The organism is Arthrobacter zhaoxinii, from assembly GCF_025244925.1.
Lineage (GTDB): Bacteria > Actinomycetota > Actinomycetes > Actinomycetales > Micrococcaceae > Arthrobacter_B > Arthrobacter_B zhaoxinii.
Window position 1 is genome coordinate 75,037 of record NZ_CP104275.1, and the last position, 25,047, is coordinate 100,083.

The window sequence follows — 25,047 nt, forward strand, 5'->3', positions numbered from 1 at the left end:
GCACATGACACAACATAAAAAGGACGGCGGTACCGGAAAACTCCGGTACCGCCGTCCTGGGAAAAGCTCCGGGTGCTTAGCGCACGCCGCCCATGAGCTTCTTGATCGACGGTGTGGCCGCGGCCAGGGCAATGCCCAGGATGATCGCGGTGACGCCGCTGAAGGTGAAGTAGCTGACTTCGGTTTCCGGGTCGTAGAACTGTGCCAGCCAGCCCGCCAGGGTGGTGCCCAGGGAGACGGACAGGAAGAACAGGGCCACCATCTGGGTCCGGAAGACTTCCGGGGCCAGCTTGGTTGCCACGGACAGTCCGATCGGGGACAGGAACAGTTCAGCAAAGGTGAACAGCAGCAGGATGCCGGCCATGGCCAGCAGCGGGGTGCTGTTCGGAGCTCCGCCGGAGAACGGAATGAACGCCAGGAAGGCAAGGCCCATCACGGCCAGGCCCAGGGCGAACTTCAGCGGGGAGGACGGCTGGCGGTCGCCCATCTTGGTCCAGACGCCGGCGAACACGGCGGCGAAGATGATGATGAAGACCGGGTTAATGGACTGCACCCAGCTCGGCGGCATTTCCCAGCCGAAGATGCTGCGGTTCAGCGAGGAGTCCGCGTACATGGCGACCACCGTGAACTGCTGCTGGAACAGGGCCCAGAACGCAGCGCTGGCGATGAAGAGCGGCATGAAGGAGTACACCCGGCGGCGTTCCACCCGGTTCACCTTCTTGCTGCTGAGGATGATCACGAAGTATGCGACGGCGGCCACGATGGCGAGGATCGCCATCACCACCGCGAGGTTCTTGGCGGTCAACAGATCGAAGACAACGGCCAGCACAATGACAACCACAGCGGCAGCTGCGATGAGGCTGACCTTCATGTACTGCTGCTTCGGCAGCGGGTTGGCTACCTGGTGGGCGGATGCGGGCAGGTTCTTGCGGGTCACGCCGTACTGGACCAGGCCGATGGCCATGCCGATGGCGGCCAGGCCGAAGCCGTAGTGGAAGCCGTATTCGCTCCACGCCAGGCCGGTCAGGATCGGGCCGATCAGGGCGCCGATGTTGATGCCCATGTAGAAGATGGAGAAGCCGGCGTCGCGGCGCTGGTCCTTTTCGTCGTACAGGGTGCCGACCAGCGACGTCGCGTTGGCCTTCACACCGCCGGAACCCAGGGCGATCAGGATCAGGCCGGAGGCCAGTCCGACGGCGCCGGGCAGCACGGCCAGGGAAATGTGGCCCAGCATGACCAGGGCTGCAGCATAGAACAGCACCCGTTCGGCGCCGAAGACCCGGTCCGCCAGCCACGCACCGAGGATGGTGGAGAGGTAAACACCGCCGCCGTACGCACCGACCAGCGACACAGCAACGGCCTCGTTGATGCCGAGGCCGCCGTCGGTGGTGCTGTAGTACATGTAATACAGCAGGATGCCCTGCATGCCGTAGAAGGAGAATCGCTCCCACAGCTCAACGCTGAAGAGGTTGGCCAACATCCGGGGATGGCCGAAGAAGGTTTTACGCGCTTCTTTTACGCCTGAGGTACTGGGGGTATGGCTCACGAGTTTAATATTCCCACTCTCGGCAGGTGGTCAAGCAGTCAAATCCGAAAGAATCCGCCGGAGACAAGGAAGGTTGCCATCCCTGGGTGCCCAAAATCACAGGCAAAACGGATGCTTTTGCCTGCATTACATGCTTGTGGGCCTGCATGACGGACGGATTTGCGCGACCGGTCCGGAATTCCCTAGCGGGAGGCCGGGTTGGAAGGGGTATGGCCCGCTTCAGTGTTCCCGTTTCCATCCTCGACCGTGCGAACAACCGTGAAGGCTTTTCGGAAGCTGATGCACTCTCGGCCGTGCTCGAGCGGGCGGAGATGGCGGACAGGCTCGGATATCGGCGCTTTTGGGTGGCCGAGCACCACGCGGTGGCGGGAATTGCCGGTTCGGCGCCCGCTGTCCTGATGGCTGCCCTGGCCGCACGCACCGGGAGCATCCGGATCGGCTCCGGAGGCGTGATGCTGCCGAACCATCAGCCGCTGGTCGTGGCTGAGCAGGCCGCCACCCTGCAGGCCCTGTATCCCGGCCGGATCGATCTCGGGCTGGGCCGTTCCGTCGGTTTCACTCCGGCGGTGCGCGCGGCACTGCAGGCGGGGCCTGCCGAGGCGGAGCAGTTCGAGGAGCAGCTGGGGCAGCTGCTGGCCTACCTCAACGGCACCGCACCGATCACCGCGCGTCCCCGGGACAGCGGACGGACGCCGGTGTTTGTGCTTGCCACCGGAGCAGGAGTGGAAATAGCAGCCCGGGCGGGCCTCGGCGTCGTCCTGGGCGGCCCGGCGCTGTTCCGCCGGAACAGCGCCGGGCAGACCGGCGCACTGGAGCGGTACCGCTCGGCGTTCCGTCCCTCGGACCGCTTTCCCCGGCCCTACGTGCTGGCGGCAGTCAACGTTGCCGTGGCGGACAGTGAGGAGAAGGCAAGGGAACTGCTGCTGCCCGAGGCGCATGCCATGGCCGATTCCCGGACCAAGGGCGTGTTTCCCGCCCTGTCACCCGCGGAGGGCGCCGCCGCCCTGTCCGCACGGCAGCAGGACCTGGTCCGCGCCACCCTTGCCACCTCCGTCTACGGGACAGCGGGACAGGTGCACGGCCGGCTCGAGGAACTGGCGGCCTCCTTCGGTGCGGACGAGCTGCTGGTGACCGGCGGCGCGTTCGACATTGAGGGGCAGCGGGAATCCGACCGGCTGCTGGCAAGCCTCTTCTAAGCCGGGCGGTCAGTAGCCAAGCTGCGCTGCCACGGCCAGGAGATCCGCTTCCGCACCCGGACGCCCGATCAGCTGTACGCCCATCGGCAGTCCTGCCTCCGTGTCCAGCACCGGCAGGGTAATGGCCGGAAGGCCGCAGACATTCACCATGGACGTGAACGGGGAGTAGCGGCACTGACGGGCATAATCCTCATCCGCGCGGTCTTCAGCTGCCTCGTGGCCGCTGCCGTACCAGCCGATGGGCCGCGGCGTCATCCCGAGAGTGGGGGTCAGGATCATGTCGTAGGCGCTGTATTGCCGGATGGTCTCCGCCTCGAAGGTCCGCAGGACGTCGACGGCGGCCACCAGGTCCGCGGCGCTGCGCCGAAGCGCCCGCTGCCGCATCACCGCCGCCAGATCGGTCAGCCGTTCTCCGCCGCCCAGCGGCAGGGCGGCGGTGGCCAACCCGGCCGTCCACACCACCTGGAAGGCGTCCGGATACCGCTCGTCGTACATCAGGTCCGCGTCCGCCAGGTCATGGCCGGCACCCGTCAGGGCCGCAATGCCTGCGTCGAGCGCCTGCACCGCTTCGGGATCAAGCTGGATATCCAGCCGGGACTCGAACGGCGAGCGGGTGCTTACTCCGATCCGGAACCGGCCCTCGGCGCGCAGTGCGGCGGCCAGGAAGGTCCCGGGCACCAGTGCCGCGCTGGTGGCGCGGTAGTTGGGTTCGTCGACCATCGCATCGAGCAGCAGCGCCGCATCCGCTGCGGTCCGGGCCAGCGGACCGGCGACCACGAACTGTCCGAGGTCCTGCTGTGCCGAGCCGGCCGGGATCCTCCCGCGGTTGGGTTTGAGGCCCACCAGGCCGGTCGCGGCTGCCGGGATGCGTACGGAGCCGCCGCCGTCGGTGCCCGGCGCAAAGGGGATCAGGCCTGCGGCCACAGCGGCTGCGCTGCCGCCCGAGGAGCCGCCGGGGCTGAGCCGCGGATCGCGGGGATTCCGCGCCGGCGGACCCACCCGGTTCTCGCTGTAACTGCTGAGTCCGAATTCCGGAACCTGCGTCTTGCCCAGGCTGATGGCCCCGGCCCGGCGCAGCACGGCCGGCAGGGGCGCGTCCTCCTCGGCGACCCGCGGGTCCAGGGCAGTGCTGCCCAAGGTGGTGCGGACCCCCGCAACATCGGTCAGGTCCTTGTGTGCCAGCGGCACCCCGTGCAGCACCCCCAGCTTCTCTCCCCGGAGCCTGCGCGCATCCGCCGCCCGTGCCTCGGCGACGGCGAGTTCCGGCGTCGGCGTCAGGAAGGCACCCAGCTCCGGATTGAGTTCCTCAATGCGCCGCAGGTAGTGGACAGTGACTTCCTCGGCGCCGAGGACGCCGGAAGCCAGGGCGTCCCGCAGCTCGACTGCGGTCAGTTCGTGGGGAGCGGGCATTGCCTGCCTTTCGGTGCGTGCGGGTGCCGGAGGTTTGTTCTCTCGGACCGCGTCCCACTATAGGCTGGAGAAAACGGCCCCCTGCGGCGGCCCGGGCGTGCCCGGACTGCGGTGCGGGGCGACACCCCGTACGACAGTGAGGGCAGCCATGACCGAGATGCAGAGCGTAACCGTAGACACCATTCCCGAGGGAGCGAAAATCCTCGACGTCCGGGAAGACTACGAATGGGAAGCCGGCCACGTCGACGGCGCCCTCCATATTCCGCTCGACCAGCTGCCCGATGCCCTCGAAGGGCTCGACCCGGACCAGGACCTCGCCGTCATCTGCCGCACCGGCGGCCGCAGCGCCCGCGCCACGCAGTGGCTGGAGGCCAACGGCTACTCCGCCGTCAACGTCAACGGCGGCATGGGTGCCTGGCTCGAGGCGGGCAAGCCCATGGTTTCCGACAACGGGCAGGAACCGACCGTTAAATGACCTCCGCCGCCGACACCCAGGCCCCGCACCACCCCGGCCCGCTGGGGGAAACCGTGGTTTATGCCTACCTCGGCCCGGAGGGCACTTTCACGGAGGCGGCCCTGCTGAGTATTCCGGGCGCGCAGGACGCCGTCCGTCTTCCGGCACCCAGCGTGAACTCCGCGCTGGAAATGGTCCGCTCCGGGCGGGCCACCGCTGCAGTGGTGCCGATCGAGAACTCCGTGGAGGGCGGCGTCAGCGCCACCCTCGATGCGCTGTCCGCCGGACCTCCGCTGCGGATCCTGCGCGAGGTCCTGGTGCCCATCACCTTTGTGCTGGCGGTGCGCCCGGGTCTGGCACTGGCCGATATCCGCACGGTCTCCACTCATACGCACGCCTGGGCGCAGTGCCGGGAATGGGCCGCAGCGAATATTCCCGAGGCGGAATATCTCCCTGCGGCTTCCACGGCGGCGGCGGCCGTGGAACTGAGCGAAGCGGAGCCGTCCTTTGACGCTGCGATCTGCGCCCCGCTGGTGGCGCGGCGGCTCGGGCTGGACGTCCTCGCCGAGGACATCGGCGATGTCCGGGACGCCGTCACCCGCTTCGTGATGATCAGCCTGCCGGGGCTGCTGCCCGAACCCACCGGTTCCGACAAAACCACCCTGGTGATTCCCCTGCCGGAGGACCACCCGGGCGCCCTGATGGAAATCCTCGAGCAGTTCTCCTCGCGGGGAGTGAACCTCAGCCGGATCGAGTCACGTCCCACGGGGATGTTCCTCGGCGACTACTTCTTCAGCATTGACGCCGACGGCCATGTGGCCGATGCCCGGATGGCCGACACCCTGAAGGGCCTGCACCGGATCAGCCCGGATCTGCGGTTCCTGGGGTCATACCCGCGGGCGGACCACCGCGAGACCGAAATATCCCGGCACACCAGCGACGAGGCGTTCCGCGCCGCCGACATTTGGCTTGAATCCCTGCTGAACGGATACTAGGGCTAGACGCCGCGGCGGAACCGGTCCGCAGCGGGCGAAAGGTGCGGACGATGGCTCGGCTTCGGCGAAGCAACTGTGAACACCCCGGGTACTCCCGGCGGCGCTGGGGCAAGGGTTTCAGCTACCGCGACATCCGCGGCAACGTCATTGCCGACCGTGCGGTGCTGGCCCGGATCCGTTCGCTGGCGATACCGCCTGCATGGACCGAGGTGTGGATCAGTCCCTATCCCAACGGCCATATCCAGGCCACGGGAACCGACGGCGCCGGCCGCAAGCAGTACATCTACCATCCGCACTGGCGCGAGATGAAGGACCGGGAAAAATTCGACCGCGCCCTGGCATTTGCGCAGTCACTGCCCGCAGCGCGCCGCCTCATCACCAAGCACCTGCGCTCCGAGGGATGCAGCGGGGACCGGGCCCTGGCGGCTGCCCTGCGGATTGTCGACGCCGGTGCGCTGCGGGTCGGCGGCGCCCGGTATGCGGAGGCCAACGGCTCCTACGGCACCACCACCCTGCGCATCGAGCACGTACATCTGGACGGAACGGAAGTACGCTTCGACTTTCCCGGCAAGAGCGGGCAGGAATGGCACACCTCAATCAAGGACGCAGACCTTGCCGCCGCCCTCGAGCCCATGCTCCGGCGCCCGGACGCGGACACAGCCCTGGCGTATCTGGGCACTGACGGGGCCTGGCACAGCGTTGATGCCGCCCAGCTGAACGCTTTTTTGAAGGAAGTCACGGGTGGAGAGTTCAGCGCCAAGGACTTCCGCACCTGGCAGGCCACGGTGGTGGCTGCCATGTCCCTGGCCCGGCTGGCACCGGAGGCCACCACCAGCCGGGCGAAGCAGAAGGCCGTGGCCGCCACGGCCCGCGACGTCGCAGACCACCTGGGCAACACTCCGGCCATCGCCCGCAAGTCCTACATTGACCCCCGCGTGGTGGACCGCTTCTTTGACGGCCACGTCATCCCGGTCACCGGATTCTCCGCCTCGGAGACCGCGGTGCGGAGCATGCTCGAGGATTAAGCGGGTTTCCGCCGGCACCGGCGATAAGTATGCTGAGGGAAGGCGCGCGCAGTATTGGCGCACTGGAAAACCACCACAGAAGGAAGGTGCCGGCATGAGCGAGTACCCCAATGAACAAGAGCAGCTCAAGGACCCGAAGCCCAGCGGTGTCTCCACCAATGACGATAACTACCGCGGCGATGTCGGCGACCAGGGCAACGACATCCGCTTCGCCGAGGAAGAGGCGCTGATCCGCGAGCAGGCTTCCCCTTCCTCCCTCGATGAGGACGAAGGCAAGTACACCGCCGCCGAGGGCGCCAAGACGGACGAGGACCGCGAAGGCGGCTACACCGACTCCGAGGGCACCCAGGACGGCAAGTAACGCCTGCCCCCTCCGGAACGGCCCCGCACCCTCCGGTGCGGGGCCGTTCTACGTTCCGCGCGGCAGGACGGGAGAGGGCGGCACCCGGACCAGCAGGGCGCCGGTGTCCACCTCGACCGTGATGGCGGTGGCGGGACCGGTGAGGTCGCCGTCGAGCTGGGTCTGCGTGGGTTCCGCGACGGTAACCGTGACTTTACGGACCCGGTGGTGCCGGATCACCGGAAGGTCCTTGGGGTAGCGGGTCATCACCTTGCCGGCCACCCAGGCCCAGCCCAGGACGCTGCGCGGGCTCATGATGATGACGTCCAGCAGCCCGTCATCCACCACGGCGTCGGGAATGAAATCGATCCCTGCCGGCAGGCGGCCGGTGTTGGCCACCAGCACGCTGTGGACCTTCTGCGACACCGCCGGCCCGTCATCCAGGCTGACCGTCATCCGGGTCCTGCGCCCCGGCAGCAGGCGGACGCCCGCTTCGCTGTAGGCCAGCCAGCCCACCCGCTTTTTCAGCTCATCCCGGGTGGCTGCGATGACCTGGGCATCCAGGCCGATCCCGCCCATCACCAGGAATGCGTTGTGGGAGGTGCGGCCGGTGGCTGAATCCTCCAGCAGGATGGTTGCCATATCGATCTGCCGCACATCCCCGTGCAGGGAATTGCGGATGTTTCCGGCCAGGTCCGCCACGGAAATGTCCAGGTTCCGGGCCAGCAGGTTGCCGGTACCCAGCGGGATCAGTCCCAGTGCGGCTCCGGAATGCGCCACGGCCCGCGAGACTTCGCGGATGGTGCCGTCGCCGCCCGCAGCGAGGACGACGTCGGCCCCGGACTCCAGGGCCTGCAGTGCCTGGAGGTAGCCGGGGCTGTCCACGGTGGTTTCCAGGATCAGCGGCGGATCCCAGCCTGCAAGCTCGCAGGAAGTCCGCAGCAGCGCCTCGGCGTCGGGTGCCAGTGCCTTGACCGGGTTGATGACCATGGCGACCCGCTGGTGCGCCGCGCCCCGCGGGGCGAAGACCGCCGCGTCCGCAGCCGCCCGCCTCCGTCCTCGGGTACCGATAAGAACCCATGTTGCCGCGGAGGCTAACAGGGCGGCGCAGAGGACCAGGATGAGCGTAATTTCAACGGGCATGATGCCTCTCAGAATAGCCGCCGCACGGCAAACCAAAGGCCCGGCGGGTTTTCGGTACTCTTGAGACGTGATCGATGTAAATGAGCTCCGCGAAAATCCTGAAAAATTCCGAGCCTCGCAGCGCGCCCGGCTGGCCGACGAGAGCATTGTGGACGCGATCATTTCCGCCGACGCTGCCCGCCGCGATGCCCGGACCCGCTACGAGACCCTGCGTGCCGAGCAGAATGCCTTCGGCAAGCGCGTCGCCGCCGCGAAGGGCGAAGAGAAGCAGGCCCTCCTGGCCGAGGTGAAGGAACTGGCCGCCTCGGTCAAGGCCGCCGGCGCCGAGGCTGACGCCATCCAGGCCGAATCCGATGCGCTGCTGCGCCGGATTCCGAACCTGATCTCCGACGGCGTTCCCACCGGCGGCGAGGACGACTTCGAGGTCATTAAGACCGTCGGCAAGCCCCGCGACTTCGAGGCCGAGGGCTTTGCGCCCCGCGACCACCTGGAAATCGGCGAGCTGCTCGGCGCCATCGACATGGAACGCGGCGCCAAGGTCTCCGGCTCCCGTTTCTACTTCCTGCGCGGCGTCGGCGCCCGCCTGGAACTGGCCCTGCTGAACATGGCCATGGACCAGGCCGTGAAGGCCGGGTTCGTCCCGATGATCACCCCCACCCTGGTCCGCCCGGAGACGATGCAGGGCACCGGCTTCGACGTGGCCCACGACGCCGAGATCTACCGCCTGGCCGAAGATGACCTGTATCTGGTCGGCACGTCCGAGGTGCCGCTGGCCGGTTACCACTCCGACGAGATCCTCGAGCTCGACGGCGGTCCCGTCCGCTACGCCGGCTGGTCTTCCTGCTACCGCCGCGAAGCAGGCTCGCACGGCAAGGACACGCGCGGCATCATCCGCGTCCACCAGTTCAACAAAGTGGAAATGTTCGTCTACACCCGGCCGGAGGACGCTGCCGAGGAGCACCGCCGGCTGCTGGCCTGGGAAGAGGAAATGCTGGCCAAGGTCGAGCTGCCCTACCGGGTCATCGACACCGCCGCAGGCGATCTGGGCATGTCCGCCGCACGGAAGTTCGACTGCGAGGCATGGGTCCCCACCCAGAACGCCTACCGTGAGCTGACCTCCACCTCCAACTGCACCACCTTCCAGGCCCGGCGCCTGAACATCCGCGAACGCCAGACCGAGGGCAAGGGCACCCGCGCGGTCGCCACCCTGAACGGAACCCTGGCCACCACCCGGTGGATCGTCGCCATCCTGGAGCACCACCAGAACCCGGACGGCTCGGTAAACGTGCCCGCTGCCCTTCAGCCGTACCTGGGCGGACTGGAAGTCCTTCCGGTCCTCTAGCGACGGCAGGCACGCACGACGGCGGGACCTGCCGGGTTCCGCCGTCGTGGATCTCCCGTCCGCCGCATTCCTGCGGCACCGGTCCTACCGTCTTTCCGGGGAGGATGTTTAGATAAAGCGATGACAACTTTGAGTACTGCTGGCATCGAAGACCAGCAAACACCTGACAAGCAGCACCTCGTAGCGCTGGACGTGGACGGAACCCTCGTGGACCACGACGGCCACATGTCCCCGGGCGTACGCAGCGCCGCACGCGCCGCCGCCGAGGCAGGACACCATCTGGTGGTGGCCACCGGCCGGTCCTACGGGGCCGCGCTGCCCATCCTCGAACTCCTGGGACTGACCACGGGATACTGCGTCTGCTCCAACGGCGCCGTGACCCTGCGCCTGGATCCCTCCCTGGAAGACGGCTACGAAGTGCTGGACCGTGTGGTCTTCGATCCCAAGCCGGCACTGGCAGCGCTGCGGGCAAAGCTGCCGACGGCCAAATTCGCCCTCGAAGACGCCGAAGGACGGTTCCTGTCCACGGAACGTTTCCAGGACGCCAGCTTCGGTGCCGAAGCCCTTGCCGTGGACTTTGAAACCCTGCTGGACGCGCAGGCCGTACGCGTCGTGGTCTTCAGCACCGACAGCACGGCGGAGGAATTCGGCTCAGCCGTGCAAGCAATCGGCCTGCACGGCGTGACATATTCCGTGGGCTGGACCGCCTGGCTGGATATCGCTGCTTCGGGGGTCACCAAGGCCAGCGCGCTGGAGCAGGTCCGGCGCCGGCTGGAGGTTGATCCCACACTGACCGTCGCCCTGGGCGACGGCCGGAACGACATTGAAATGCTGGACTGGGCGGCCCGCGGCGTGGCCATGGGGCAGGCGCCGGACGAGGTGCTGGCCGCAGCCTCCGAGGTCACCGGCACGGTCTATGAAGACGGCGCCGTGGGTGTCCTGGCCAGCGTGCTGGACGGCGCGGCCTAGCTCACGCCCGGTAGGGGAGCGCTGCGGGCGGCAGCGACGCCGGACCGTAGACCAGGCCCAGCAGCCGGGCAGCGGCGGGGCGGGTGGCCCATTCCTCGCTCCAGTGGGACCGGACCACTGCCTTGCTCACCGCCTGCGCGGTGATCCCCAGCTCCTGGGCAACAAACTTCTGCTGCCCGCGCGCACCGGGAGTCATCAGGTCCAGCACCTTCCACTCTGCCTCGGTCCGGGCTGCCACAATCAGGCCGAGCAGCCGCAGCACCGCTTCAGCCTCGGCCGCCAGCTCCCCGTCTGGCCCGTCCACGGCGAGCGGGACCCGGTCGCCGGTGCGCTGGGCGCGCTCCACTGCGCGCCGGGAATAGACCAGCCCGTACCCCCGGACCTCCTTGAGGTCATCCGGAAGGGGAACCTGCAATTCCCCGACTCCCACACCTACATGCCAGCGGCGCTTCCGCACCGCGATGAGGGCCGCCTCAACCGCAGTAGCGGCATCCGTCAGCACCCCCTGGGCTTCATCACCGATGGTTCGCTGGAAGGGAACCGCGGCAGGCAGATGCCGCAGGGACCGGATCAGGTCCGGCACCAGGTCCCCGACGTCGCGGGAATCCCGTTGGTTGATGGTCAGCACAAAATGCATGGCACCAGCATGTCAGACCCCCGGGAAAACAACCGATTGCGGTTGCGGCGCGTCTCCGGCGCCGCTGCGGGTAGAGTCTGGCGCATGACCAGCCAGGAGCACGTGCCACGCCCGGACCGCCGACCGCTGCTTCCCCTGCTGTTCAGTGCAGGGGTCCTCCTTCTGGGGCTGTGGGCGGCCTGGCTGACACACAGCTGGATTGTGCTCGGGGCTGCCGTATTTGTGGCGCTCTTTCCGGCCCGGACCCACGCCGGGGATGTGCGTGCCTGGGCCCGGCGCAGGACCCGCCGCGGCCACTGAGTGCCTAAGGGCCGGCAAGGGGGCGTTAAACGCCGACGGCGGCCGGGCCCCCGCAGGAGCCGGCCGCCGTCGTGACGTAAAACTTTAGTTGTTGACGGGGTTGGCGTCGACGTCGCGGCCCTGGGCCTGGTCGTCTTCGTGGCCTTCGCCTTGTGCGGAGAAGCGCTCCAGGGAGGCCAACACCTCGGCTTCGGCAGCTTCGCGGCCGGCCCAGTCAGCGGCTTCAACCCACTTGCCCGGCTCCAGATCCTTGTACTTGGTGAAGAAGTGCTTGATTTCATCCAGCAGGAAGTCGGACACGTCCGAGAGGTCCTGGATGTGGTCGAAGCGCGGATCCACCGGAACGCACAGGACCTTGGCGTCTCCGCCGCCGTCGTCCACCATGTTGAACACGCCGATGGGGCGGGATTCGACCAGCACGCCGGGCATCAGGTCGAAGTCCTGGAGCATCACCAGGGCGTCCAGCGGATCGCCGTCCTCACCCAGGGTGTTTTCGAAGTAGCCGTAGTGGGTGGGGTAGGCCATGGCGGTGAACAGGACCCGGTCCAGGCGCAGGCGGTGCGTCTCGTGGTCGATTTCGTACTTGACCCGGGATCCCTTGGGGATCTCGATGGTGACGTCGAGCGTCAGGGGCTTTTCAGGCATTGCGACTCCTCACTGGGGTGGCCCGCAGGGGGAGCCACTGGAAAGACTGCATAACGGATCTTGCGCGGTCGTGTCCCGGGTCCGGTTAGGTTCGGGACGGTGCCGGCATCGGTCTAGTCTTAAAGATATATGTCCCGTGCCGTGTTCGATGCACAGGACCCGTTGGCCGGGTTTGCCGGCGAGAGTGAAAGAGTCGGTGGGACATGTCTCGGATGTTCTCCGCTGTGATGCTGGCGCTGGCCTTTGCAGTGCTGCTGGTTCCGCTGGCCTGCTACGTCGTCCCGCCCCTCGCCGCGTCCCTGGACGGTGAGCGGCTGCAGCGTGCCGAAGTTGTCCCGGACTACCAGGAGCCGCCCGAAAAGCTCACGGAGGACGGACCGGTGTCCGCCCCGCAGGCAACAGACCCGATGCCCGGCACTGCCGAGCTGGCCCGGCTCCTGGATGCCAGGCTGGCCGTGGAGGGCGGCGCCACCATCTCCGCCGTCGTGCAGGACGCGCTGACCGGCACCGTGCTTTATGAGCGCGCCGGCTCCACGGGGCTGGCCCCGGCTTCCACCCTCAAGATCCTGACCGCTGCCGCATCGCTGTCGGCGATGGACGGGGACACCCGCTTTCCCACCACTGCGCTGCCGGGCAAGGACCCCGGAACAGTGGTCCTGCGCGGCGGGGGAGACGTGCTGCTGACCGCGGGAGCGTCGGATCCGGACTCGGTGGCCGGCCGTGCCGGACTGGCCACCCTCGCGGAGCAGACCGCCGCGGCGCTTGCGGCCGACGGGACTGCCGGACCGGTTAAGGTCCTGGTGGACGATTCGCTGTTCACCGGCCCGGCGCTCTCCGACGCCTGGGGGCAGGCCGACGTCGAGGCGGGCGAGATTGCGCCGGTCCACGCCCTGGCAGTGAGCTCGGCCTGGGAGCAGGAGGGCACCGGTCCGGGGCCCCGGGTCGACGACGCCGCCCTGTCCGCCGGGGAGTCCTACCGCGCCGCCCTTGCTGGGGCCCTGGCGGCCAGGGGCGTCGACGTGGACCCGTCCGTGGAGCGCGGCACCGCGGCAGCCGGAGCCGTTGCCCTGGCCGAAGTCCGTTCGGCGCCGCTGACCGAACAGGTCGAGTACATGCTGCTGAAGTCGGACAACTACCTGGCCGAAGCGCTGGCCCGGCTCAGTGCAGCCGCCGCGGGCCGTGAGGCGTCCTTTGCCGGGGGGATCGAGACGGTTGAGGCGGAGGTGGCCGCCCTGGGTGTGGACACGGGCTCGATGGTGCTGGGGGACGCCAGCGGGCTGTCCGGCGAAACCTCCGTGTCCGCCGCGCAGTTGACCTCGCTGATGCAGATCCTGCTGGCCAGTACGGACCCCGATCTGCGGTCCGTGGCGGGCGGCCTGCCCGTCGCGGCGCTGAGCGGAACGCTGGCCGGACGCTACGACGAAAGCGCCGATTCCGCCGCCGCGGGCATTGTGCGGGCCAAAACAGGCACCCTGCTGGCCGTCACCGCGCTGAGCGGATACGCCACCGACGCGGACGGCCGGGTACTTGCCTTCACCTTCATTGCCGGCGGGCTGGATGGAAACACCCGGCAGGCACGCGACGCCGTGGACGCCGCCGCCGCGGTGCTGGCCGGATGCGGGTGCCGGTAACCCTGCACGGACCCGGCGGGCGGCAGCTCACTAAGGCCCGGGGTGGTGTGGCGCCGGAACCCGATGTGGTCGAATGGAGCCATGGAGAGCAACGAGCGAAACCGTCCCAGCCCTGTCCCCGCGCCGTCCGGCCCAGGGCAGAACAGTGACGTCCACCCGTCCGCCGGCGCAGCGCCGGCACTGGTGAACTGGGACCTGGCAGCTTCCACGGCCGGGGCCATGGTGGCGCCCGGACCGAAGATGTCCGCCCGCGAGATCCGCGATGCCGTCGCGGGCCTGCGTGCCGCCGCCGACGCCTCAGTGGCCCATGTGCACCGCATCACCGGTCTGGAAGCAGCCCGCGACCTGCGTGATTCGGACGTGCTGATTGTGGACCGCGCATCCTGGGCCCGCGCGAACTCCCAGAGCTTCTCCGTGCTGATGGGACCGGCCCTGCAGCACCTGGCCGATACCCGGCCCGAACAGCTGGCCGCCGCCAACACGGCGCTGGGCGGAACCATGACCGGGGCGCAGCTGGGAACGATCCTGGCGTTCCTGTCCAGCAAGGTGCTGGGCCAGTATGATCCCTTTGCCGCCCTGGGCGGCGTGGGCAAACCCGGCGGACGGCTGCTGCTCGTGGCGCCGAACATTGTGACGCTGGAACGTGAGCTGAACGTGGAACCGGCCGACTTCCGCCTCTGGGTCTGCCTGCACGAGCAGACCCACCGGGTGCAGTTTGCCGCCGCCCCGTGGCTGCGCGGGCACATGCTGGAGCAGATCAGCCAGCTCTCCAACGGCATGATGGACAAGGCGCAGACCATCTCCGAGCGGCTGGGCTCCGCCGTAAAGGCGCTGAAAGCACCCAAGGGCGGCCTGGACGAAAACGGCGTGCCGACCAAGTCCGTGGACCTGCTGTCCCTGCTGCAGGATCCCGAGGACAAGGAGCGCCTCTCCCACCTGACCGCCGTTATGTCGCTCCTTGAGGGCCATGCCAACGTGGTGATGGACGCCGTGGACGCGAGCATTGTGCCCAGCGTCAAAACCATCCGGCAGCGGTTCAACAACCGCGGCGCCAAGCGCGGCTGGATTGACCGGTTCTTCCGCCAGATCATGGGTCTGGACGCCAAGATGCGCCAGTACAGCGACGGCGCCCGCTTTGTCCGCGCCGTCACGGACCAGGTGGGCATGGAGGGATTCAACCGGGTGTGGGAACGCCCCGAAAACCTCCCGACCGAAGCGGAGATCCACTCCGCGGACCTATGGATTACCCGGATGGGACTGTAACCGAACGTGCTCGACGAAAACCCGAACAACCCAAGCTCCAACCCTGCGGCAGACCGCACCTCCCGCCCCGCCCCGCGGGTACGCAAACGGCTCCTTCCCACGCTGGGCGACGCACGCAACAGCATCCGGGACACCCTGCGCGACGCCGGCCTGGTTCCGGGCGGGGACACTCCGCCCCTGATCCTGGTGGCCTGCAGCGGCGGCCCCGACTCCCTGGCCCTGGCCCTCGCGGCCTCGTTCTTCTCCCGGCGCGGAGACTACCGGGTGGGTGCCGTCGTGGTGGACCATCGCCTGCAGCCGGGCAGCGCCGAGGTGGCCGCCTCTGCGCGGGACAAGCTGGAACAGATGGGACTGGATCCCGTCCTCGTCCGGCAGGTCTCGGTGCCGGAGTCCGGTATGGGCCCGGAAGCTGCCGCACGGACCGTCCGCTACGCGGCGCTGGACGCCGCAGTGGAGGAACTGGAAGCCGACGCCGTCCTGCTGGGGCACACCCTCGATGACCAGGCCGAGCAGGTCCTGCTGGGCCTGATGCGTGGTTCCGGCACCCGCTCCCTGGCCGGCATGCCCGCCGTCCGCGGCAAATACCTGCGACCGTTCCTGAGCCTGCGCCGGGAACAGACGCTGGAGATCTGCGCGCACGCCGCACTGGAGCCCTGGCACGATCCCAGCAACCGGGATCCGGCCTACGCCCGGTCCCGGGTCCGCACCGAGGTGCTGCCGTTCCTGGAGGACAAGCTGGGCCCCGGCATCGCCGAAGCACTGTTCCGTTCCTCACGTATCCTCTCCGCCGATGCCGACTATCTGGACGCCGTGGCAGCGCAGGCCTTCGAGGAACTTCGGGCAGCCGCACCGGCTGGCAGCGCCCCGGATTCCGAAGAGCTGCTGCTGCCGGAAGCGCAGCTGCGGGAGCTTGCCCCCGCCGTCCGCCAGCGGGTCCTGGCCCTCGCGGCACTCGCCCTGGGCGGGGCGCAGCCAAGCTACGAACGCCTCGCTGCGGTCCAGTCGCTGCTGCGGCGCACCGGGTCCGCAGGACCGGTCCAGCTGGTGGGGAAAGTCAGCGTGTACCGCCAGCCGCGCGCCAAATCCGTTCACCACGGTGCCGCAAGCTATGGCAATCTTGTTTTTAGGAAAAAGAGCAGCACCTAACATCCAAGCTGCAACACTTCGCACCCGGGAGTCATTCGTGGATTCACACGACGTCCAGTCAGATCTCAAGCACGTTCTCTACACCAAGGAACAGATCCAAACCCGGATCACGGAACTGGCGGCCGAAATTGACCGCGACTACGCCGGCCGCGACGTCCTGCTGGTCGGGGTGCTCAAGGGTGCCGTCATGGTGATGGCCGACCTGTCCCGCGCCCTGCACAGCCACGTCACCATGGACTGGATGGCGGTGTCCTCCTACGGCTCCGGCACGCAGTCTTCCGGCGTCGTCCGTATCCTCAAGGACCTTGAGACGGACCTCCTGGGCAAGCACGTGCTCATTGTCGAGGACATTATCGATTCCGGCCTGACGCTTTCCTGGCTGCGCACCAACTTGGAATCCCGCGGCCCGGCCAGCGTGGAAATCTGCACCCTGCTGCGCAAACCCGATGCCGCCAAGGTGGAAATCGACGTTAAGTACGTCGGTTACGAAATCCCCAACGAGTTCGTGGTCGGCTTCGGCCTGGACTTTGCCGAGCGTTACCGCAACCTGGACTTCATCGGCACCCTGGCGCCGCACGTTTACGAATAACAGTTCCGGCCCCGTTCCTCCCCGTCCCCTATGCGGGGACCGTCATGAACGCCACGCTCTACGCCCTGAGGGAACTAATCCCCTCCCCGGACCGTGTTCTTCTGGGGAACCGTGTATAGCTAGTAGGTAAATTCCGCGCACACCAGCGTTGTTGACCAGGAGGGACGGGGCAGATAGCCCTGACGACGAATGAAATCCAAGAACTTCTTCAAGGGCCCGCTCATTTGGATTGCGCTGGCAGTGGCCGCCCTTTTGATCCTTGTCCCGAGCCTTTCCGTCAGCGGCGCCAAGCAGGTGGACACCAAGGAAGGCCTGGAGCTGCTTAACGGCTCCGATGTAACCCAGGCCAAGATTTACGACGGCGAGCAGCGGGTCGACCTGACCCTGGAAGGCAATGCCGCCAAGGATCAGGGCACCAGCGACGTGCAGTTCTACTTCAGCACGGCGCGCGGCGAGGAAATCGTCCAGGCGGTTAACGATTCCGGGGCCAACTACACGGACCAGCCGGTTCAGACCAACTGGTTCACCAGCTTCCTGGGACTGTTCCTGCCGTTCATCATCATCGGCCTGATCTTCTGGTTCCTCATGTCCCGCATGCAGGGCGGCGGCTCGCAGGTCATGAAGTTCGGCAAGTCCAAGGCCAAGCTGACCAACAAGGACATGCCGCAGGTCACCTTCGACGACGTCGCCGGCGCGGACGAGGCCGTCGAGGAGCTCCACGAAATCAAGGAATTCCTGCAGGACCCGGGCAAGTTCCAGGCCGTCGGCGCCAAGATCCCCAAGGGTGTGCTGCTGTACGGCCCTCCCGGCACCGGCAAGACCCTGCTGGCCCGCGCCGTTGCCGGCGAGGCCGGCGTGCCGTTCTACTCCATCTCCGGTTCGGACTTCGTGGAAATGTTCGTCGGCGTGGGCGCCTCCCGCGTCCGCGACCTCTTCGAGCAGGCCAAGGCCAATTCCCCGGCCATCATCTTCGTGGACGAGATCGACGCCGTCGGCCGCCACCGCGGTGCCGGCGTGGGCGGCGGCAACGACGAACGCGAGCAGACGCTGAACCAGCTGCTGGTGGAAATGGACGGCTTTGACGGCAACACCAACGTCATCCTGATTGCCGCCACCAATCGGCCCGACGTCCTGGACCCGGCACTGCTGCGTCCGGGCCGCTTCGACCGCCAGATCGGCGTGGAAGCCCCCGACATGCAGGGCCGCCTGCACATCCTCCAGGTCCACGCCAAGGGCAAGCCGATGGCACCCGGCGTCGACCTCGAGACCGTGGCCCGCAAGACTCCGGGCTTCACCGGTGCGGACCTCGCCAACGTGCTCAACGAAGCAGCGCTGCTGACCGCGCGTTCCAATGCTGACCTGATTGACGACCGCGCCCTGGACGAAGCCATCGACCGCGTGATCGCCGGCCCGCAGAAGCGCAGCCGCGTTATGAAGGAACTCGAACGCAAGATCACCGCCTACCACGAAGGCGGACACGCCCTCGTGGCTGCCGCCCTGCGGAACACGGACCCGGTCACCAAGGTGACCATCCTGCCGCGCGGCCGCGCCCTGGGCTACACCATGGTCCTGCCGCAGGATGACAAGTACTCCATCACCCGCAACGAACTGCTGGACCAGCTGGCCTACGCCATGGGCGGCCGCGTTGCCGAGGAGATCGTGTTCCACGACCCGTCGACCGGTGCCTCGAACGACATCGAAAAGGCCACGTCCACGGCCCGCAAGATGGTCACCCAGTACGGCATGAGCGAGCGGATCGGTTCGGTCAAGCTCGGCTCGGGCGGCGGCGAGCCGTTCCTGGGCCGCGACATGAGCCAGGAACGCAACTACTCCGACCAGGTGGCCTACGTGGTTGATGAGGAAGTCCGCCGCCTGCTGGACAACGCGCATGACGAGGCGTACCAGATCCTCACCGAAAACCGCGATGTCCTGGACCGGCTGGCCCTGGAGCTGCTGGAACGCGAAACGCTGAACCAGGCCGAGATCGCCGAAGTCTTCTCGGACGTGCGCAAGCGCGACGTCCGGGAGGTGTGGCTGTCCAAGCCCACCCGACCGGTCCACAGCATGCCGCCCGTGGTGTCCCGGAAGGAACGGCGCGAGGCAAAGGAAATCGGTGCACCGGATCCGGCCTCGGTTGCTCCCCAGGACCAGATTGCCGACGCCGACCTGCCGAAGGACTTCGACGTTTCCGGCAACGGGCTGCCCCAAAGCAGCGGGAACGGCACCTCCCCCGGCCGGAACGGAACGTCCGGCAGCGGCAACACGGCGCCCGAGGCGTAGGCAGGCAGCGGGCGGCCCGGACGGCCGCCCGCTGCAGCCGGGGAACAAAGTCCCGGCGCGGTAGGATCGACCAGTGACGGATTTCGATGACGACCTATTGACCCGCGCCGCAGCAGCGGATTCACCGGTGGATCAGCCAAGGATTGAACGTGCGGTCCGGGAGATCCTCCTCGCTATCGGGGAGGACCCGGACCGTGACGGTTTAAAGGAAACCCCCGGCCGGGTGGCCAAGTCCTACACGGAGATCTTTGCCGGGTTGCACCAGAGCCCCTCGGACCTGCTGGCCACCACCTTCGACTTGGACCACGAGGAAATGGTCCTGGTGAAGGACATTCCCTTCTACTCCACCTGCGAACACCATCTGGTGCCGTTCCACGGCAGCGCGCACATTGGCTACATCCCCTCCCACGAGGGGAAGGTAACCGGCCTGTCGAAGCTCGCCCGGCTGGTGGACGTCTACGCCCGCAGGCCCCAGGTGCAGGAACGGCTGACCACGCAGATCGTGGACGCCCTGATGACGAATCTTTCCCCCCGCGGTGCCATAGTTGTAATTGAATGCGAGCACCTGTGCATGTCGATGCGCGGGGTCCGCAAGCCGGGCGCCAAGACCGTGACCTCGGCGGTCCGCGGCCAGCTACGCGAGACCGCGACCCGCGCAGAAGCAATGAGCCTGATACTCGGACGATAGGACCACCATGGATTCACTCGCTGCCGCACCCGGCACCGGACCGGCAACGTCACCGCTTCCGGTGGTGCGCCCGTCCCGCAGGGCACGCAGGCTCTCCGACCTTCCCGCCGACCGCACCCTGGTTATGGGCGTCCTCAACGTCACGCCCGATTCCTTCAGCGACGGCGGGCAGTTCGCAGACACCGATGCGGCTATCCGCGCGGGCCTGAAGATGCACTACGAAGGTGCGGACATCATCGACGTCGGCGGCGAGTCCACGCGGCCCGACTCCGTGCGGATCTCCCCGGAGGAGGAACAGGCACGGGTCCTGCCCGTGGTTGAGGCGATGGTCCGCGCCGGCGCCCTGGTCAGCATTGACACCATGAACGCAGCCACGGCGGAAAAGGCCATTGCCGCCGGCGCCGCGGTCATCAACGACGTCTCCGGCACGGAAACCGATCCGGACATGCCCGGCCTCGTTGCACGTACGGGCGTCTCCTACATCCTGATGCACAGCCGCGGCAACGTCCGCAGCAATGACCCCAATGCCAGCTACGCCGACGTCGTCGAAGAAGTGGCCGCGGAACTGGTGAAGATCCGCGACCGGTTCTACGCTGCCGGCGTCGCCCCGGAACAGATCATCCTTGATCCGGGGCTGGGCTTCTCCAAGGATGCCGAACAGAACTGGGAGCTGCTGCGCGGACTCGACCGCCTCGGCGCCCTGGGCCACCGCGTGCTTGTCGGGGCATCCCGCAAGCGCTTCCTCGGATCCCTCCTCACCAGCTACGGGAAGGCGGCCCAGCCGCTGGAACGGGACAACGCAACCGCCGCCGTGTCCGCACTGGCGGCAGCGGCCGGCGTCTGGGCGGTCCGCGTGCACAACGTCCCGGCCAGCCTCGATGCCGTCAAAGTCACCGCAGCCTGGAAAGGGTAGGCAGATGCTGAGTTCCTTGGTTTCCGGCACAGCCCCCGGCGGGGCAGCGCAGCGGGACCGGATCACCCTGACCGGCATCACTGCCACGGGTTTCCACGGCGTTTTCCCCGAGGAACGCCGGGACGGCCAGCCCTTCATCGTGGACCTGGTCCTCTACACCGATCTGGGCCCGGCGGCGGCCACGGATGACCTGACACTGACCGCGCATTACGGCGAAGTGGCCGAGCAGGTGGTGCAGGTCATCACCGGCGAACCGCTGAACCTTATCGAAGCGCTGGCGGGCCGGATTGCCGACGCCGTCCTGGCCGGCTTTTCCGTCCTGGGCGCCGTGGAGGTCACGGTGCACAAGCCGAAAGCGCCGATCACGGTGGAATTCGGCGACGTAGCAGTCACCATCCACCGGGAGCGTGCATGAGCGCCGTGCATTCCATCCTTGCCCTCGGGAGCAACCTGGGCGAAAGCCGGGACACCCTCTCCACGGCGGTAGCTGACCTGGCCGACCATCCGCAGGTGCGGCTGAGCGCGGTTTCCCCCGTGGTCCGCACCCGTCCGGTCGGCGGACCCGAGCAGCCCGACTACCTTAACCTGGTGGTGGCGATCGAAACCGACCTGGAACCGCACGCCCTGCTGGCGCACTGCCAGGCAGTCGAAGCCCGGCACCACCGCGAACGCATTGTCCGCTGGGGGCCGCGGACCCTCGACGTCGACATCATCACCTACGGCGATCTGCGCCTGGACGATGAGGACCTCACCATTCCGCACCCCCGTGCAGCGGAACGGGCGTTCGTCCTGCAGCCCTGGGCCTGGATGGAACCGGACGCGCGCCTGGGTTCGGAGCCCGTGGCCGACCTCGCTGCCCGCGCCGAGGACCTTCCCGGACTCGAAGTCTTCGAAGGAGAATGAGGCCGTGAGCACCATCCGCTATCGGTGGCTGGCCGTCATCGGCCTCGCCGCCGGACTGGTGGGCTGGGCCGCAAACTCGTTCCTGACGGCAAACGGCTACCCCGCACCCGTGCTGAGCCCCGTGGCGCTGGTGGCCATCATCCTGGTGACCGGTGCAACCCTCTTCCTCGGACTGCGGGTGCGCAGCTGGCGCAACGGCCGGCGGGACCGGGAGCTGGACCCCATCGCCGCCGCCCGCACCGTCGTCCTGGCACAGGCCCTCGCCTACGCCGGTGCCCTGCTGCTCGGCTGGCATGCCGCCGTCTTCCTCACCCAGCTGCCCCTGTGGTCGCTGCGCCCCGGCCATCCGGCCACCTGGTCCTCCCTGGCCGTCAGTGCCGGCGGAATACTGATGATTGCCGCGGGACTCACCGTGGAGCGGTTCTGTAAACTGCCGCCCGAGGACAAGGACGGCACCGGGCCCGGCTCGGGAGACGGAGCCGGGGATGGAGGAGAATATGCCTAGCGAGGCAGTCGACCCGGCAGAAGTGCAGTGGCAGCGCGTCTCCCCGAAGTACCTGAGGCTGCGCCTGCTGAGCTGGGGCATCGAAACAGTCATCACGCTGCTGATCACCGGCCTTCCGCTGGTCCTGCGCCTCACCGGAATCTGGCCCGGGTATCCGGCCTGGCTGGCCTGGGGGCTGCCGGTCTTCTTTGCCGTGACCCTGCTGTGGCGCGGGCTGCTGCTTCCCCGGCAGGTCCGGGCCATCAGATATGCCGAGCGCAACGAGGACCTGCTGCTTCGCCGGGGCATCTTCTTCCAGCGCACCCTCGTGGTCCCCTACGGCCGAATGCAGTACGTGGACGTCGCGGTAGGCCCACTGGAACGGGCTTTCGGGCTGTGCACCCTGAAACTTCATACCGCCGCCCCCGGCACCAACGCAGGCATCGCCGGACTGCCGAGCGACGAGGGTGCCCGCCTGCGGGAGCACTTGTCCGCACGCGGCGAAGCGCAGCTGGCCGGACTGTGACCGCCGGCGCCCCCCGGGGTCCGGGAGAGGAACCCGAAACCGCCGGCCCGGATCCGGCAGCAAAGACCGAACCCGAATGGAAACGGGTGCATCCGGTCTCTCCGCTGGTCCGCGGCTGGATAGCCCTGGCGGCCCTCGCCTATTTTGTCGGCAGGGACCAGGTGGAATCGGGGTTCGCCGGCGGCGGCATGGACCTCCCGGCAGGCTCCGCACTCTACTGGACCCTCCTGGCTCTGGGGATGGCCCTGCTGGTTATTGCCGGCGCCTTTTTCCTGTCCTGGTGGTTTACCCGTTACCAGCTCACCCATGACCATATCCGGGTGCATTCAGGCGTGGTGGTCCGCCGGCAGCGCCAGGCCCGGCTGGACCGGGTGCAGGCCATCGACATTGTTCAACCCCTGCTTGCCCGGATCTTCGGGCTGGCGGAACTGCGCTTCGAAGTGGCCGACGCCGGCGAGTCGGCGGTGCGCCTGGCCTTCCTCCGGCTGCGCGACGCACAGCAGCTGCGCGCGCAGATCCTCGAGGACGCCTCCGGCGCCCAGGACACGCACTCCGGCGGCGACGGCGACGGCGACGCCGGCGACGCGACCGTGCCGGGCGAACAGCAGGTGCTGGCACTGTCGCCCGGACGGGTGATCGCTTCCGTCCTGTTGTCCGGAACCACCGTCCTCCTGGTGCTGGCAGTGGCCGGCGTGATTGCCCTGACGGCGCTCACCGGTGAGGCCGCCTCCATCGCCGCCATGGTGCCCATCATCTTTGGATTCGGCAGTGCGTACTGGAACCTGTTCAGTTCCGGCTTCAACTTCCGTGCCTCCGTGTCGCGGGAGGGGATCCGGCTCCGCTCCGGGCTGCTGGACACCCGTGCCTCCACCGTGCCGCCGGGCCGGATCCAGGCACTGGTCGTCCGGCAGTCACCCCTGTGGCGGATCCCAGGGTGGTATTCGATTTCCGTGAACGTTGCCGGATACGGCGCCGGCTCCGACAGTGCGTCCTCCGCCCGCACCCGGCTGCTGCCCGCCGGAACATCGGAGGAGGTCCTCCGGATGCTGGCACTGGTCCTGCCGGATGCCGGAACCGCGGACCCGGTGGGGGTGTTCACCGCCGGGATGGATGGGACCGGCCCGGCCGCGGGCTTCACAATTACACCGCGGCGGGCGCGCTGGCGCGCCCCGCTGGCCTGGCGGCGGAACGGTTTCCTGGTCACGGACAGCGCGCTCCTCGCCCGGCACGGATACCTGTGGCGGTCGCTTCAGGTGGTTCCGCACAGCAGGACCCAGTCCCTCGCCCTGGAACAGGGGCCGCTGCAGCGGCTGCAGCGGCTGGCGGATCTGGTCCTGCACTCCACGCCCGGACCGGTTTCCCCCCGCGTCGTGGAAATCGATGCAGACACCGCCCGGCAACTGCTCGACGACCAGGCGCTGCGGGCACGGACCGCCCGTCGCCGCGACCTCCCGGAACAGTGGCTGCGCGGGACCGGGCCTTCCGGAGCCAAGTCCGCACCTTTCCCTGCACCGCCGCAATCCCAGGCGCCGCTGCCCGCGCCGGTTTCCCCGCCGCCCGGCTCGGTTCTCCCACCGCCCGGCTCGGTTCTCCCACCACCCGGCTCGGTTCTCCCACCGCCCGGCCCGGTTTTCCCACCACCCACCCCAGTTTCCCCACCCGTCTCCAAGGAGGAGCCTCCCCATGAACACCGCTGAGTCTGCCAGCGTCGAAGAACGCCGCCGCCGCGGCCGCCTGGGGGTCGGCGTCATTGGTGCGGGCCGGGTCGGCGCCGTCCTGGGTGCTGCCCTGCGCGCGGCCGAACACGCCGTCGTCGGAGTGTCCGCGGTGTCCGACGCCAGCCGCGAACGGGCCGAAAACCTCCTTCCCGGAGTTCCGATCCTTGAGATCCCCGACATTGTGGAGCGTTCCGAACTGGTCCTGCTCGCCGTCCCGGATGATGCCCTGGAACCGCTGGTCTCCGGACTGGCCAAGACGGGTGCCTGGCAGGCCGGCCAGCTCGTGGCTCACACCTCCGGACGGTTCGGCACCGAGGTCCTCGCCCCGGCCCGGGCCGCGGGTGCCATTCCGCTGGCACTGCACCCGGCCATGACCTTCACCGGGATGAGCCTGGACCTGACCCGGCTGGCGGACTGCTCCTTCGGCATCAGCGCCCCCGCCGCCGTCCTGCCGATCGCCCAGGCGCTCGTGGTGGAAATGGGTGCCGAACCGGTGGTCATCGACGAAGCGGACCGGGTGCTCTACCACGCAGCCCTCGCCCACGCCTCCAACCACCTGGTCACGCTCGCCTCCCAGTCGACGCAGCTGCTGGCGGGCCTCGGCGTCGAACATCCGGACCGCCTCCTGGGCCCGCTCATGCGGGCGTCGCTGGAAAACGCGCTTGCCTCCGGCGAAGGGGCCCTCACCGGACCGGTGGCCCGCGGCGACGTCGGCACCGTCTCCGCCCATACCCGTGTGCTTGCCGAAGCCGGGACCGAAGACCTCCGCGCTGCCTACGCTGCGCTGTCGGCCGCCACGGCCTCCCGCGCGGTGGACCGCGGACTGCTCACCCCGCAGCAGGGCGACGCCATCCTGGCCGCGCTGCGGCCGGATCCCGAAAACCCCTGAGAACCCCGAACAACC

General features: G+C 68.1%; 26 protein-coding genes. 21 read left to right on the plus strand and 5 right to left on the minus strand.

Going from position 1 to position 25,047, the window contains the following annotated elements; translation table 11 throughout:
• Positions 1-76: 76 nt before the first annotated feature.
• Positions 77-1,480 (minus strand): peptide MFS transporter, encoded by a 1,404-nt coding sequence (locus tag N2K95_RS00360; RefSeq protein ID WP_260653675.1) that lies wholly within the window; start codon positions 1,478-1,480, stop codon positions 77-79.
• A gap of 275 nt (positions 1,481-1,755) precedes the next feature.
• On the opposite strand from N2K95_RS00360, the gene N2K95_RS00365 reads away from it, so the two are divergent.
• Positions 1,756-2,742 carry an MsnO8 family LLM class oxidoreductase gene (locus tag N2K95_RS00365; RefSeq protein WP_260652440.1) on the plus strand — a complete coding sequence of 329 codons (987 nt, stop codon included), beginning with the start codon at positions 1,756-1,758 and terminating at the stop codon, positions 2,740-2,742.
• 9 nt (positions 2,743-2,751) lie between these two features.
• On the opposite strand, the gene N2K95_RS00370 is transcribed toward N2K95_RS00365, so the two are convergent.
• Positions 2,752-4,152 carry an amidase gene (locus N2K95_RS00370; protein WP_260652441.1) on the minus strand — a complete coding sequence of 467 codons (1,401 nt, stop codon included), beginning with the start codon at positions 4,150-4,152 and terminating at the stop codon, positions 2,752-2,754.
• 148 nt (positions 4,153-4,300) lie between these two features.
• On the opposite strand from N2K95_RS00370, the gene N2K95_RS00375 reads away from it, so the two are divergent.
• The 4 genes from N2K95_RS00375 to N2K95_RS00390 all read left to right on the plus strand — a co-directional run bounded on the left by N2K95_RS00375 (position 4,301) and on the right by N2K95_RS00390 (position 6,987).
• Positions 4,301-4,627 (plus strand): rhodanese-like domain-containing protein, encoded by a 327-nt coding sequence (locus N2K95_RS00375; RefSeq protein WP_260652442.1) that lies wholly within the window; start codon positions 4,301-4,303, stop codon positions 4,625-4,627.
• Positions 4,624-5,601: a prephenate dehydratase gene (gene pheA / locus N2K95_RS00380; protein ID WP_260652443.1), complete on the plus strand. Its 978-nt coding sequence runs from the start codon at positions 4,624-4,626 to the stop codon at positions 5,599-5,601. Before N2K95_RS00375 ends, pheA begins: the two co-directional genes overlap by 4 nt.
• Before the next feature lie 50 nt (positions 5,602-5,651).
• Positions 5,652-6,626: a DNA topoisomerase IB gene (locus N2K95_RS00385; RefSeq protein WP_260652444.1), complete on the plus strand. Its 975-nt coding sequence runs from the start codon at positions 5,652-5,654 to the stop codon at positions 6,624-6,626.
• A 94-nt stretch (positions 6,627-6,720) separates the two neighbouring features.
• Complete coding sequence (locus N2K95_RS00390) at positions 6,721-6,987, plus strand: hypothetical protein (protein WP_255791384.1); 267 nt, start codon at positions 6,721-6,723, stop codon at positions 6,985-6,987.
• Between the two features lie 48 nt (positions 6,988-7,035).
• Here N2K95_RS00390 and N2K95_RS00395 read toward each other — a convergent pair whose 3' ends face one another.
• Complete coding sequence (locus N2K95_RS00395; RefSeq protein WP_260652445.1) at positions 7,036-8,109, minus strand: diacylglycerol/lipid kinase family protein; 1,074 nt, start codon at positions 8,107-8,109, stop codon at positions 7,036-7,038.
• A 67-nt stretch (positions 8,110-8,176) separates the two neighbouring features.
• Between N2K95_RS00395 and serS the strand changes: the two genes are divergently transcribed.
• Both serS and N2K95_RS00405 read left to right on the plus strand, forming a co-directional pair.
• Entirely contained in the window at positions 8,177-9,451 is a 1,275-nt protein-coding gene (gene serS, locus N2K95_RS00400; protein ID WP_260652446.1) for a serine--tRNA ligase, read from the plus strand.
• Positions 9,452-9,571: 120 nt separating this feature from the next.
• On the plus strand, positions 9,572-10,420 hold the full coding sequence (locus N2K95_RS00405; protein ID WP_260652447.1) for an HAD family hydrolase: 849 nt from the start codon (positions 9,572-9,574) through the stop codon (positions 10,418-10,420).
• A gap of 1 nt (position 10,421) precedes the next feature.
• On the opposite strand, the gene N2K95_RS00410 is transcribed toward N2K95_RS00405, so the two are convergent.
• A complete protein-coding gene (locus tag N2K95_RS00410; RefSeq protein WP_260652448.1) occupies positions 10,422-11,057 on the minus strand; it encodes a hypothetical protein in 636 nt (211 codons plus the stop codon).
• Between the two features lie 84 nt (positions 11,058-11,141).
• Here N2K95_RS00410 and N2K95_RS00415 point away from each other — a divergent pair, with 84 nt between their 5' ends.
• Positions 11,142-11,357, plus strand: a complete 216-nt coding sequence (locus N2K95_RS00415) for a hypothetical protein (protein WP_260652449.1) — start codon at positions 11,142-11,144, stop codon at positions 11,355-11,357.
• 84 nt (positions 11,358-11,441) lie between these two features.
• On the opposite strand, the gene N2K95_RS00420 is transcribed toward N2K95_RS00415, so the two are convergent.
• Positions 11,442-11,987, minus strand: a complete 546-nt coding sequence (locus N2K95_RS00420) for an inorganic diphosphatase (RefSeq protein ID WP_260653676.1) — start codon at positions 11,985-11,987, stop codon at positions 11,442-11,444.
• A 218-nt stretch (positions 11,988-12,205) separates the two neighbouring features.
• Between N2K95_RS00420 and dacB the strand changes: the two genes are divergently transcribed.
• From dacB to N2K95_RS00485, 13 genes are all read left to right on the plus strand, one after another.
• A complete protein-coding gene (dacB, locus tag N2K95_RS00425) occupies positions 12,206-13,633 on the plus strand; it encodes a D-alanyl-D-alanine carboxypeptidase/D-alanyl-D-alanine endopeptidase (RefSeq protein WP_260652450.1) in 1,428 nt (475 codons plus the stop codon).
• An 81-nt stretch (positions 13,634-13,714) separates the two neighbouring features.
• Positions 13,715-14,896: a zinc-dependent metalloprotease gene (locus N2K95_RS00430; protein ID WP_260652451.1), complete on the plus strand. Its 1,182-nt coding sequence runs from the start codon at positions 13,715-13,717 to the stop codon at positions 14,894-14,896.
• A 6-nt stretch (positions 14,897-14,902) separates the two neighbouring features.
• Positions 14,903-16,042 (plus strand): tRNA lysidine(34) synthetase TilS, encoded by a 1,140-nt coding sequence (tilS, locus tag N2K95_RS00435; protein ID WP_407080103.1) that lies wholly within the window; start codon positions 14,903-14,905, stop codon positions 16,040-16,042.
• A 37-nt stretch (positions 16,043-16,079) separates the two neighbouring features.
• Positions 16,080-16,631: a hypoxanthine phosphoribosyltransferase gene (hpt, locus tag N2K95_RS00440; protein WP_227912540.1), complete on the plus strand. Its 552-nt coding sequence runs from the start codon at positions 16,080-16,082 to the stop codon at positions 16,629-16,631.
• Between the two features lie 189 nt (positions 16,632-16,820).
• Positions 16,821-18,911 (plus strand): ATP-dependent zinc metalloprotease FtsH, encoded by a 2,091-nt coding sequence (ftsH, locus tag N2K95_RS00445; protein WP_260652453.1) that lies wholly within the window; start codon positions 16,821-16,823, stop codon positions 18,909-18,911.
• A 73-nt stretch (positions 18,912-18,984) separates the two neighbouring features.
• Positions 18,985-19,599, plus strand: coding sequence for a GTP cyclohydrolase I FolE (gene folE / locus N2K95_RS00450; protein ID WP_255791393.1), 615 nt, complete (start codon positions 18,985-18,987; stop codon positions 19,597-19,599).
• Positions 19,600-19,606: 7 nt separating this feature from the next.
• Positions 19,607-20,512 carry a dihydropteroate synthase gene (gene folP, locus N2K95_RS00455; protein ID WP_260652455.1) on the plus strand — a complete coding sequence of 302 codons (906 nt, stop codon included), beginning with the start codon at positions 19,607-19,609 and terminating at the stop codon, positions 20,510-20,512.
• Between the two features lie 4 nt (positions 20,513-20,516).
• Entirely contained in the window at positions 20,517-20,927 is a 411-nt protein-coding gene (gene folB / locus N2K95_RS00460; RefSeq protein WP_255791395.1) for a dihydroneopterin aldolase, read from the plus strand.
• Complete coding sequence (gene folK / locus N2K95_RS00465) at positions 20,924-21,415, plus strand: 2-amino-4-hydroxy-6-hydroxymethyldihydropteridine diphosphokinase (protein WP_255791396.1); 492 nt, start codon at positions 20,924-20,926, stop codon at positions 21,413-21,415. Before folB ends, folK begins: the two co-directional genes overlap by 4 nt.
• Before the next feature lie 4 nt (positions 21,416-21,419).
• Positions 21,420-21,920: a DUF3180 domain-containing protein gene (locus N2K95_RS00470; RefSeq protein WP_255791397.1), complete on the plus strand. Its 501-nt coding sequence runs from the start codon at positions 21,420-21,422 to the stop codon at positions 21,918-21,920.
• On the plus strand, positions 21,913-22,425 hold the full coding sequence (locus tag N2K95_RS00475; RefSeq protein WP_260652456.1) for a PH domain-containing protein: 513 nt from the start codon (positions 21,913-21,915) through the stop codon (positions 22,423-22,425). The genes N2K95_RS00470 and N2K95_RS00475 overlap by 8 nt, the downstream gene beginning before the upstream one ends.
• Positions 22,422-24,122 carry a PH domain-containing protein gene (locus N2K95_RS00480; protein WP_260652457.1) on the plus strand — a complete coding sequence of 567 codons (1,701 nt, stop codon included), beginning with the start codon at positions 22,422-22,424 and terminating at the stop codon, positions 24,120-24,122. The genes N2K95_RS00475 and N2K95_RS00480 overlap by 4 nt, the downstream gene beginning before the upstream one ends.
• Positions 24,109-25,032, plus strand: coding sequence for a Rossmann-like and DUF2520 domain-containing protein (locus tag N2K95_RS00485; protein WP_260652458.1), 924 nt, complete (start codon positions 24,109-24,111; stop codon positions 25,030-25,032). The genes N2K95_RS00480 and N2K95_RS00485 overlap by 14 nt, the downstream gene beginning before the upstream one ends.
• The last annotated feature ends 15 nt before the right edge of the window (positions 25,033-25,047 follow it).